The organism is Candidatus Poribacteria bacterium (assembly GCA_016866785.1).
GTDB lineage: Bacteria > Poribacteria > WGA-4E.
This window is the reverse complement of the sequence record VGLH01000130.1, coordinates 1-10,997: the sequence shown is the minus strand read 5'-3', so window position 1 is coordinate 10,997 and position 10,997 is coordinate 1. Positions and strand designations below refer to the sequence as shown.

Annotated in this window: 7 protein-coding genes and 1 pseudogene; 4 read left to right on the top strand and 4 right to left on the bottom strand. The window is 63.5% G+C overall.

Features of this window, described 5'->3' with window-relative positions:
* Window positions 1-15: 15 nt before the first annotated feature.
* Both FJZ36_15600 and FJZ36_15595 read left to right on the top strand, forming a co-directional pair.
* A complete protein-coding gene (locus FJZ36_15600; protein MBM3216324.1) occupies window positions 16-348 on the top strand; it encodes a nucleotidyltransferase domain-containing protein in 333 nt (110 codons plus the stop codon).
* Window positions 308-714: pseudogene (locus FJZ36_15595) on the top strand (HEPN domain-containing protein). The gene FJZ36_15600 and the pseudogene FJZ36_15595 overlap by 41 nt, the downstream one beginning before the upstream one ends.
* 312 nt (window positions 715-1,026) lie before the next feature.
* Here the strand turns inward: FJZ36_15595 and FJZ36_15590 are convergent.
* Window positions 1,027-3,861, bottom strand: a complete 2,835-nt coding sequence (locus FJZ36_15590; GenBank protein MBM3216323.1) for a hypothetical protein — start codon at window positions 3,859-3,861, stop codon at window positions 1,027-1,029.
* A gap of 177 nt (window positions 3,862-4,038) precedes the next feature.
* On the opposite strand from FJZ36_15590, the gene FJZ36_15585 reads away from it, so the two are divergent.
* A complete protein-coding gene (locus FJZ36_15585; GenBank protein MBM3216322.1) occupies window positions 4,039-4,374 on the top strand; it encodes a hypothetical protein in 336 nt (111 codons plus the stop codon).
* 200 nt (window positions 4,375-4,574) lie between these two features.
* On the opposite strand, the gene FJZ36_15580 is transcribed toward FJZ36_15585, so the two are convergent.
* A complete protein-coding gene (locus tag FJZ36_15580) occupies window positions 4,575-4,844 on the bottom strand; it encodes a hypothetical protein (protein MBM3216321.1) in 270 nt (89 codons plus the stop codon).
* Window positions 4,845-4,994: 150 nt separating this feature from the next.
* On the opposite strand from FJZ36_15580, the gene FJZ36_15575 reads away from it, so the two are divergent.
* Window positions 4,995-8,573: a tetratricopeptide repeat protein gene (locus FJZ36_15575; GenBank protein ID MBM3216320.1), complete on the top strand. Its 3,579-nt coding sequence runs from the start codon at window positions 4,995-4,997 to the stop codon at window positions 8,571-8,573.
* Window positions 8,574-8,742: 169 nt separating this feature from the next.
* On the opposite strand, the gene FJZ36_15570 is transcribed toward FJZ36_15575, so the two are convergent.
* Window positions 8,743-10,215, bottom strand: a complete 1,473-nt coding sequence (locus tag FJZ36_15570) for a hypothetical protein (protein ID MBM3216319.1) — start codon at window positions 10,213-10,215, stop codon at window positions 8,743-8,745.
* Window positions 10,216-10,524: 309 nt separating this feature from the next.
* Entirely contained in the window at window positions 10,525-10,983 is a 459-nt protein-coding gene (locus FJZ36_15565) for a class I SAM-dependent RNA methyltransferase (protein MBM3216318.1), read from the bottom strand.
* Between the last annotated feature and the right edge of the window lie 14 nt (window positions 10,984-10,997).

Genomic DNA, 10,997 nt, shown 5'->3' with positions numbered 1-10,997 from the left:
ACTCCAAACGAAAACGTGCTTCGCGAGATCGTCCGACGTATCGTTGAAGTCGCCCAACCCGAACGGATCGTGCTCTTCGGCTCTGCGGCGCGTGGGGAGATGGGACCGCATAGTGACGTAGACCTGCTGGTCATCAAGTCCGGCGAATACAGCCGAAGCCGAATGGCGGGGGATATCTACCAGAACCTCTACGGAGTTGGGCAGGCGGTGGATGTGGTCGTCGTGACATCCGAAGACGTCGAGCGGTACCGCGACACGCACTGCCTGGTGGTCAAGTCCGCCCTTCAGGAAGGCAGAGAGGTTTACCGTGCCGGAACCGACCCGCTATCCGCCGAACGACCCGCGTGAATGGCTTACTCGCGCGCGAAGCGATCTTGCGCTAGCAAGAGCACACCCGGAAGGCGTGCTCCTCGAGGACCTCTGCTTCCACGCGCAACAAGCGGCGGAGAAGACGATCAAGGCGGCTCTCGTTCAACATGAGATCGAGTTCCCTACATTCACGATCTGGGGGCGCTGCTTCGGCTTGTCGAGCAGACAGGAGCGTGGTTGCCGTCCGACATTCGACCCGTTGTCCGCATGACCCGCGTTGCCGTTCTTACCCGCTATCCCGGCTTCGAGCCGCCCACAGAGGAGGAATACAGCGAAGCGGTCCGCATCGCTCAGGCGACCGTCGAGTGGGCGGATGCGCTGGTCCGGACAGCCCGCGGAGAGTGATCATGACCGGACGCGCGGAACGGTCTTTTGGTCTCTCGAAGGTTCTGTTGCCCTCGCTAGTGTGGGAGAGGGCAGGGGTGAGAAGCGGAGAACAAGGGGACAGGCCGCTTGCTCACATAGAGGACTGGGATGCTAGGTACTCGCGGCGCGTGATTTCCAGGTCGATCTCATCGAACGACGAGGAGCCGCGCCGCACGGCGTTTGACAGCCGCCTGATCTCTCGTCGTCCTTCGAAGCGTTGGCAATCGGATTGTCGAACCGTCGCACGACGACGCCATCCACCGCGCCCGGAAACCTGAAGCGTAGCCCGCCCTACAACTGGTACTCCAGATCGGCGTCCAGCTTCATCACCTTGTCCGTGAAGACCGAGAAGCGGTTGCTGACAACGAGGTAGTAGCGCCCTGGCCGCGTCAGCTTGATATCACGACTCACGGAGACGACCCGTCCGGAGAAGTAGACTGGCTCCGCGTTGGGCCCTCCGGGCGACGTTACGTCGGACCACGATGCGTACTCCGATTCGTGGAACACAAATACTTCGACGTCCGTGCCGCTCGTCACATTGAAGGCGAGGCAAAGGAACGGGTCGGCCATATCCGACGTGACGACGAAGTCGAACGGATACCATACGCCGGCGGGGACGCCCAGATGCGGCGAATGATGGACGGACAGTGGCGGCGAATGTACTTTACCTCGCATTGCTTCGTCAATCCCCAGCCTGCTCAGTCGGTCCTGAAGTTGTTGGATCTGATCCTCAAGTTGTTGGATCTGATCCTCCCTATGCTGAGCCCGTCGCAACGCTTCGCTGCGCTCGTGCTCAAGGTCTCTGGCTCTTGCCTCAAGTGCCTTGATGTCCTGGTCTAGGTTGTCTGCACGTTTCTCCGCTTGGTCTGCCCTCTTCTTCTCACGGCGGACCAAGCCTGCGTATGTTCTGGCATCTGTCTGAATCCTGTCTTCTGCGATCCTCAATGCGTCGTCGCGCTCTTGCGCCAGTTCCTTCGCTCCCTGATCAAGTCGCTGGATCTGTTGCTGAAGGTGCTCGATTGTTCTGGCATCTGTCTGAATCCTGTCTTGTACGATCCCCAATGCGTCGTCTTCAGCTTGGTCTGCTCGCTGCTTGGCACGATGCAGTTGCTGCGTGAGGTTCTCCTTAGAACTCCTTGCGTCGTCGCGCTCTTGCGCCAGTTCCTTGGCTCTCTGATCAAGTCGCTGGATCTGTTGCTGAAGGTGCTCGATCTGGCGTTTCTGTGCGTCTTCCGCGTCTTGGCGTACTCGATGCAGTCGCTCCTCGTACCTCCTGGCAATTCGTGATTCGACTTCGCGCTCCTCGATCACTTGCTCAAGGACCGCTTGCGCGACGGACGACCCGACGATTGAGACCAACGCAGATCCCAGTTGGTCCTGATCGTGCAACCGAGACAGTCCCGACTTGATCGCGAGGAACGCGACCTCGAGCACATCGCCAAGCGCAGTCGAGGGAGATGACGCTTCCGCATCGAGAATCGAGGTCAACCCATCCCACGCGGTTTGATGCAACAGTGTCGCGACTCGTGGGTCGACCCTCGGTAGACGGTCGATCAACGCCCTCAGATGTTGTGCGCGCTCCAGATGCGCCAAACACCTGTCAGATGCCGGATGAACGCAACGAATCGCTTCGGCCGTACCACTCTGATCCGCGCTTGTGAAATGCTCTGCGGCGTCATTGAGTAGTTCCTGACTCGGGATCCCTTGCTCGTTGCGCTCATCGAATGCAGCCCGGAAGAACGTCGTGGCAACTACCTCGCATAGCTCGCGCCGTATGGACGCATCTTCGACAGCTCCCGGCTCTCCCGGAGACTTCGCTAGTGTCAAGGCGATATCGGCTTGCCTATGAGCATCTACTACTCGGTCATTGTCTAGTAGAGCGTTGATACTGCCAATGAACTGGAGGAGCAGTTCACCCGGGTCGGCGTCCTCGTGACGTACAAAAGCAAGCACTTCGTCGGGAGCGAAGTGAAGAACATTCGGCACACCGTCAATGAGGCGTTGGATCTCCTTTTTCCGGTCGATGTTCGGCGACCGCTCAAGGAGAATGAGCGTTTCCGTGGATCGACTCAACGCGACCCGTAAGCGGTCGATATCCAACTTCCCCAGATGCGCGTGGAGTCCATCATCGGACGCAGAGCCTGCTTTCTTCTTGACTCGCACAAGATGGTTGCCAGAGTCAATGACAACCACCGCTCGACACTCTAGTCCCTTGATCTGTTCCGGCACAGAGACCATGGCAGCGTTGTCAGCGAGGTCCTGCGGCACGGATGCACCCGGATATACGACCATCGAGTCGGGCTTGTGCCTCACCGCATCGAGAACGCTTCGGAGTTCGTCGTCGCTCTCACAGTGCGTCGAAATGACATTTGCCGTAGCGTGGTACTCGTCGGCCGCGCGCGCGCGGCCTTGCGGTCGCGCGCCTTTGTCGAAGCTCCTGTAGAGCCCCCATGTGTTATTGATCACTTGAGCAATCGCACCGGGACTGCGGACATTGTGATCTAGGTTGTACTTTTCAGGTTTGGCTCCAAGTTGGGCGGAAGCCATCTCGTTGAATTCTCCCCAATCGAATCCGGAGGGGACGACGACTTGGGCTTCATCGCCGGCAACGACCAGGTCTGGGGTGGTGCCTTTCTGTTCCTTGATACACTGGAGGAGTCGAATGACGACGTAGTACTCCACGGGTGTCAGATCTTGTATCTCATCGACGAACAACCCCCCAAAAGGCGGAGTCGTAGGCGGAAGGCCGTCTCTCAACCGCGCAATGGCTTGCTGAGCGGCAACAGGCTGCGGAAAGACGGAAGCCCAATCAGTCTCTCGCTCCAACAGGATTCGTAGGATTTTAGCCGCCTCCTCAGCGGCTTCTTCTCCGATGACGCGGCTCCGCACGTCCCTATAGTTGTCGGGTTCGGCGACGCGCAGATAAGGGTCGAATCCGCGGAAGCTAAGTGGAAGTGCTCTACCTACGGCATACGCGTAGAATTCGTCATAGAGGTCTTCTGGATCCCACGGTCTGCACCCCTCAACTGGGACGAGTTTGCTGAGTTTGAAGCGGTTCTCACCGATTGTGCCTGAGATAGATGCCTGTCCCGATATGCTGGCGATGAGCTCGCCAAATGTCTGCACCTGAACCGTCTTCTCACTGGGCGCGAACGTCCCGAAATACTGTCGAGCGTTGTCTGCAAGACCTTGGTGCCGTGTGACGTATAAGATATGGTCCATGTCCGACTGAAGAACGGACAGCCAGAGGGAAGTTGTCTTGCCTGAGCCTGGGGGACCTTCGATCACTCTGACTGTGTGCTGGTGCGCGCGGGCAACATCGTGTTGTATGTCGCTGAGTGCCGTGCCAAACCGGTCTTTGAAGACGAGATCTGGGGCTTCGAAATCAGCGAGGTACTCGCTCAGGTCACTAGATGGAATGTGGGTATCCGTTTCATCATGGTGCCGACACGCACGAACAAAGATGGACTCGTGCGCTTCCTGGTGACTTTGGACCGGCGGGGCATCTCCGGGCGCCCACCAGAGATAGAACTGCTTCCCGCCATTGCCACCCAAAGGACTTCGACGCCATCCGGCGTTGACGCCCCGTACTCCTTTCACGTTACCCGTGCGACCGAACGCGGCCAGATGCTGGAGTAGCAGGTTTGCCCGGGGTCGTAGCGGATGGCTATCCGCATCCCCGAACCACACAACGACATCTCGATGGACAAGAAGACGATGTCTTCGCCGAGACTCGCCAGACAGTCTGTGATCAGCTGCCACAAGGAATCCCCGATAGCATGAGGCCTGCCGCAAGCTGCGTCCACGATGAAGTAGAATATACCACTGACCGCATGGATTCAATGAGTGACCTGTTCCCGGCGTTTGGGGTACGCTGTGCCCCAGTATCGCGGGTCGCAGATCACAATCGGGAAGCGCATCACCTTCTCGCCGGGCTTGACGCCTGCCCGTTCGATGTTCATCCACTGCAGGCACACTTCGCCGACGGGCGTGCCGTCCGCCGTCGCGATGACGAACAGGAAGCCCTGCTCGGACATCGCCTCGTAGATGCCGCGAACGTCATCGAGGGAATGCTCGGAGACCTCGTCCGTGTCTGAGAAGTGCAGCACGATCGGATCCTGATGCCATTCGCAGGCCAGGCGAATATCATCCTCCGTGAACGGACGCAGGCGCGTCTTGTCTCCTGCGAGTCGGATCGAGTGCATTCGGATCATGGCTGAGCCAGACCTCGGTGATCCCGTCACGGTGAGGCGGTCGCGATGAGAGCCCGCTGCTTCCACTGCGCCTACAAGAACCCCGTCGAGATGCGCTTCTGCGGAAGCTGCGGGAAGCCGCTCCGCGTCGTCTGCGCCAACTGCCAGGCGACCGTGCCCAACGCGCGCTACTGCGGCAACTGCGGCGTGCCCCTGAACGCGGCAGCCGATGTCGCGCTGGCTCCGACTGTTCCCGTCTCGCCGGAACGCATCGAAACGCCCGCGCCCAGCCCCGTACGGCTCGACTCGCTCCACCAGCAGGCGGTCGAAGCCGCCGTGTCGGGCGAGGTCCCCGCCGAGCTCGTCGCCAAGATGCGCGACGCCGGAACCGATATCGTCGGCGAGCGGCGCAAGGTCGTCGTCATGTTCAGCGACGTGTCCGGGTTCACGGCGATGTCTGAGAAGATGGACCCGGAGCAGATCCACACGATCATGAACGAGTGCTTCGATGGACTCGTCAAGATCGTCTACAAGTACGAGGGCTACATCGACAAGTTCATCGGCGACTGCATCATGACGCTCTTCGGCGCGCCGGTCGCCCACGAGGACGATGTCGCCCGCGCCCTCTTCGCCATCCTGGAGATGACCGACTGGCTGAACGCTTACAGCGAACGGCTCCAAGCGCTGCACGGCGTCGCCGTCGGCATGCACACGGGACTCAACTACGGGACGGTCATCGCGGGCGGACTAGGGTCCGACCTGCGGATGGACTACACGGTCATCGGCGACACGGTGAACGTCGCCAGCCGTCTGGAGAGCGCCGCCCAGCGCGGGCAGACGTTCGTCAGCGAGACCGTCTACGCGATGGGCAGACGGCAGTTCCGCTTCGCCGAAGTGGAACCGCTGACGCTCAAGGGCAAATCGCGCCCCGTCCCGGCGTTCCAGGTTCTCGCCGTCCGTGACGACCCGGAGCCCCTGCGCGGCATCGAGGGGTTCCCCAGCGTGCTCGTCGGCAGGGACGACGAGCTGGCGCGACTGGACGAGCTCTTCGCCGAGGCGCGAGAGGCGTCGGGAAGAACCGTCTCGCTCGTCGGGGAACCGGGAGCCGGGAAATCGCGCCTCGTCGCCGAGTTCTTGGAACACGTCCGGGAGGCTGGGTCGCCGGGGTTCCAGGCGGCGTGCCTGTCCTATACGCAGTCGGTTCCTTATTACGTCTTCCGCCGGCTTCTGGTGGATTGGGCGGATGTCGCCGAGTCGGACCCGTCCGAGGTCGTCACGATGAAGCTCCGGCGCGCCCTCGAGATGACGGGCGAAGACCTGACCGATGCGGAACCCTTCCTGCTGAGCCTTGTCGGCGGTGTCGAGACCGAACCGCTCGACGGGCTCGACGGGCAGACGCGCCAGCGGTTGACCGACAACGCCCTGGTGCGCGCGATGCTGGCGGCAGCGCGGGAACGTCCTGTCGCGTTCGTGTTGGACGATCTCCACTGGGCGGACGAGGCGTCGTCGCGCGTGCTCCGGCTCTGGGCGGGGCGAGTGAGCGAGTCTCACGGGCTGCTGATGGGTTTGCATCGCCCCGAGTTCGCCTCGGACTGGGGATGCGATCGGCACGCGACGATCTCCCTCGACACGCTCTCGCGGGGCACGATCCACGCGCTCGTGGATCGGCTCCTCGGCGAGGACAACGACGTGTCCGAGCGCCTGCTCGACGTCATCGTGCAGAAGTCGAGCGGGAACCCCTTCTTCGCCGAGGAGGTACTGCGGGCGTTCCTCGACAGCGGCGTCCTCGTCCGCGAGGAGGGCAGGTGGCATCTGACCCAGCCGCCGATGGAGGTCGCCGTCCCCGACTCGCTCCACGCCGTCATCATGGGCAGGCTCGACTCGCTGCCGGAAGACGCGCGGCGCATCCTCCAGGTGGGCAGCGTCATAGGCCAGACGTTCGAGACGGCGATCTTCTGCGAGCTGGGCTGGCATCTCGCCGGGATCGTCCAGCACACGGAGCGCCTGACGGAGCTCCAACTGCTCGTCGAGACGAAACCGCTGCCGGAGCTGACCTACGCGTTCAAGCAGGAGTATATCCAAGAGGTGAGCCTCGGCACGCTGCTGCTCAAGACCCGGCGCGAACTGCACAACGCCGTCGGCGAGGCGATCGAGCGGACGTACGCGGAGCGTCTCCGCGAACAGGTCGAGGTGCTCGCGTATCACTACGCGGAGGGGAGGACGTTGGCGAAGGCGGCGGACTACGCGAAGGAGAGCGCGACAAAGGCGCGGGAGGTCTACGCCAACCAAGCTGCCATCGACCGCTACGACCAGATGCTCGGATTCGCTGACGAGATGGAACCGGACGACGGCGCCGGAGCCGCCCGCATCCGCCTCGACGCCTACGAAGGCAAAGGCGACGTCCTTACGCTCACCGGCGACTACGACGACGCGCTCACCGCGTTCGACCAGCTCATCGGAACCCTGGACGCCGCCCAGCTAGCCAGCGAGCAGCGCGCCGTCCGCCACGCGAGCGCCCTACGAGCCATCGGCAACGTCCACCTCAAGCGCGGGAACTACGACGACGCTTTCCGCCTCTCGTCCGAGGGTCTCGACGCTCTCGAAGCGCTGGCGACCGAAGATGCCACGCGGGAACGCAGCCGCGTGACCGGGCAGATCGGGTTCATCCGGCTTCGCACGGGCGACTACGAAGCCGCCGACGCCCACAGCCGCGAGAGCCTTGCGCTCGCCGAACAGATAGACAGCCGCCGGGACATCGCCTACGCGTGCGTCGTGTCGGGTTTGGCGTCCTACCATCGCGGTCGAATCGACGAGGCGGTGAGCCAGTACCGGCACGCGCTGGCGGTCCGCGAGGAGATGGGCGATATCACCGGCGTCGCCGCCGTCCTCCAGAACCTGGGGAACCTCTATCTCGACCAAGCCCGCTACGACCTCGCCGAGGAGCACTACCAGCGCTGCCTGGAGATGCGGCGGAAGGCGGGCGACATTGCCGGGGCAGCGAACGTGCTCAACCAACTGGGGAACGTCCGGCTGGGAACCGGCGACTACGCGGGAACCGCCGAGTTCTACGCGGAATGCCGAACGGCGTTCGAGCGGCTAGGGAACCGGTTCGGGCTCGCCGTGACGCTGAACAACCTGGGACAGACGCACTTGGAGCAGGACGACCCGGAGACCGCGCGCGGATACCTCGAACAGGCGATCGAAGCGGCGGAAGCCCTCAAGGCGGGCGACCTCGCCGCCGATACGCAGGTCGCCCTGGCGCACGCCGAGCTGGACGCCGGGAACCTCGCCCGCGCAGGGAGCCTCGCGACGACCGCGCTCGAACGCGCTCGCGAGATGGGCAGCAAGGCGATCCAAGCGCGCGCTCGATGGGTTCTCGGACGACTCGCCGCCGCCCAGGGCGATGCTGCGACAGGGGAACGCGAGCTCACGGCGAGCCTCGAGCTCTTCCGGTCGGTCAACATGCGCCTGTGGGAAGCCCGCGCTTTGCTGGAACGCGCGCGGGTCTGCCAGCCGCCGGGGCGCGACGCCGACCTGCAAGCCGCCCTCGAAGCCTTCCGCGAGCTCGGGATGGCGCGCGACATCGCCCGCGCCGAAGCCCTCGCCGCCGATCTGCGGCAGCCGCCCGCTTCAGGACGAGGATGAGCCTGCCGCTGCGCGTTGCCTAGTGGTCAGTGACAGTGGATTGTCGGTTTGTCCAACCCCCACCCTAACCCTCCCCCATGCAAGGGGGAGGGGACATAGCCACCTCCCCCCGCGAAGCGTGCGGGAGGATTGAGGTGAGGGAAGACGAAATCTCCAAAGTAACTGACCACTAGCGCCCGGATACATTCCACAAGAGCACCGTCCCGTCCAAAGAACCCGTCGCCAAGGTCCGGCCGTCCGGGCTGAAACTCACCGACCAGCCAGCCGAGGTGTGTCCCGCGAGGGCTCGCAGCACCCGACCCGTTCCCACGTCCCAAAGACGCGCCGTCCCGTCCAAAGAGCCCGTCGCCAAGGTACGACCGTCCGAGCTGAAACTCACCGACCAGACCGAGTCCGTGTGTCCCGCGAGGGCTCGCAGCCCCCGACCCGTTTCCGCGTCCCAAAGACGCGCCGTCCCGTCATCCGAACCCGTCGCTAAGGTCCGACCGTCCGGGCTGAAACTCACCGACAAGACCGGGTTCATGTGTCCCGTGAAGGCTCGCAGCTCCCGACCCGTTTCCGCGTCCCAAAGACGCACCGTCCTGTCCCAAGAACCCGTCGCCAAGGTCCGACCGTCCGGGCTGAAACGCACCGAAGTGACCCGGCCCGTGTGTTCCGTGAAGGCTCGCAGCTCCGTCCCCGTCTCCACGTCCCAAAGACGCGCCGTAACGTCCTCCGAACCCGTCGCCAAGGTCCGACCGTCCGGGCTGAAACTCACCGAAGTGACCCCAGAAGTGTGTCCTTCGAAGGCTCGCAGCTCCCGACCCGTTCCCGCGTCCCAAAGACGCGCCCCGTCATACGAACCCGTCGCCAAGGTCCGACCGTCCGGGCTGAAACTCACCGACCAGACAGTCGAGGAGTGTCCCGTGAAGGCTCGCAGCTCCCGACCCGTCTCCACGTCCCAATGCCGCGCCGTCTCGTCCTCCGAACCCGTCGCTAGGGTCCGACCGTCCGGGCTGAAACTCACCGAAGTGACCCAGGCGGTGTGTCCCGTGAAGGCTCGCAGCTCCGTCCCCGTCTCCACGTCCCAAAGACGCGCCGTATCGTCCCAGGAACCCGTCGCCAAGGTCCGACCGTCCGGGCTGAAACTCACCGACCAGACCCCCCCGTGTGTCGGCGTGAAGGCTCGCAGCTCCCGACCCGTTTCCGCGTCCCAAAGACGCGCCGTCCCGTCCCAAGAACCCGTCGCCAAGGTCCGACCGTCCGGGCTCCACGCGACGGAGCTCAACCATCCGTCCGATTCGATGAACGCCTTCTGCGCGCCGTCTGCCGGGTCGTAGAGGTGGATCCCGATGCTCCCCACGACGGCGAGCGTCTTTCCATCCGGAGAGAAAGCCACTTCGTCGATGGAGCCCTTCCCGAACCGCGCTACTGCCCCGTCTGGAAGCGCGCGGCAGAGAGCTGGAACGAGCCACAGGAGCGCCAGCAGCGCTGTCAAGTTTCTTCGGTTCATCTTCCTTGCTCCCCTTCCACTTCTCATATCCCGCCCCATCGCGGTCCGATTCGGAGAACGCCTGGGCGCTCGGAACCGGGTATCGAGGTTCTGCTGCGCGCGGATGCGGTTCACCATCGCCGCGTTCGCCTCGCCGGCGCGGCGGACCATCGTGGTGACCTAGTGGTCAGTTACTTTGGAGACTTCGTCTCCCCCCACCTCAATCCTCCCCCACGCTTCGCGGGGGGAGGAGGCTATGTCCCTCCCCCTTGCATGGGGGAGGGTTAGGGTGGGGGTTGGACAAACCGGCAATTCACTGTCACTGACCACTAGACGGAATCATAGCATACACATGTTGTTCGGTCTTCCTGAATCTCGGCGTATGGGAGGGCAGGCATCGGCATTCGTCGGCAGGATCCAGGGCGAGTTCTCGGCAGGGCGAAGGTCGTCACGCTCGCGCTCCGGCGCAGCGCGTCTGCGCTATCCCCGCGACCGGATCAGCAGCGCGACGTTCTCGACGTGCGGCGTGTGCGGGAAGAGATCGACCGGCTGCGTCTCGGCGATGTAGTAGGAACCGTCGGCGCACAGGGCGAGCAGGTTCTCCGCCTGGGGAACCGGATGGCAGCTCACCGAGACGATCCGCGCCGGCGCGAGCTCCCGGATCGTCTGGACCGTGTTCGCGTGCAGCCCGGCTCTTGGCGGATCCACGATGACGACATCGGGCTGGATAACGGAGAGCGCCGATGGCAGACCGCCGTCCAGGTCGTGGGCGACGAAGCGCGCGTTGTTCACACCGTTCGCGTAGGCGTTCCGGCGGGCGCTATCGACGGCCGCCTCGGCGCGCTCGACGCCGAGAACCTCGCCCGCGTCCGGCGACAGCGACAGCGCGAAGGTTCCCACGCCGCAGTAGAGGTCGAGAACCGTCTCCCTGCCCGACATGTTCGCGAACCTCC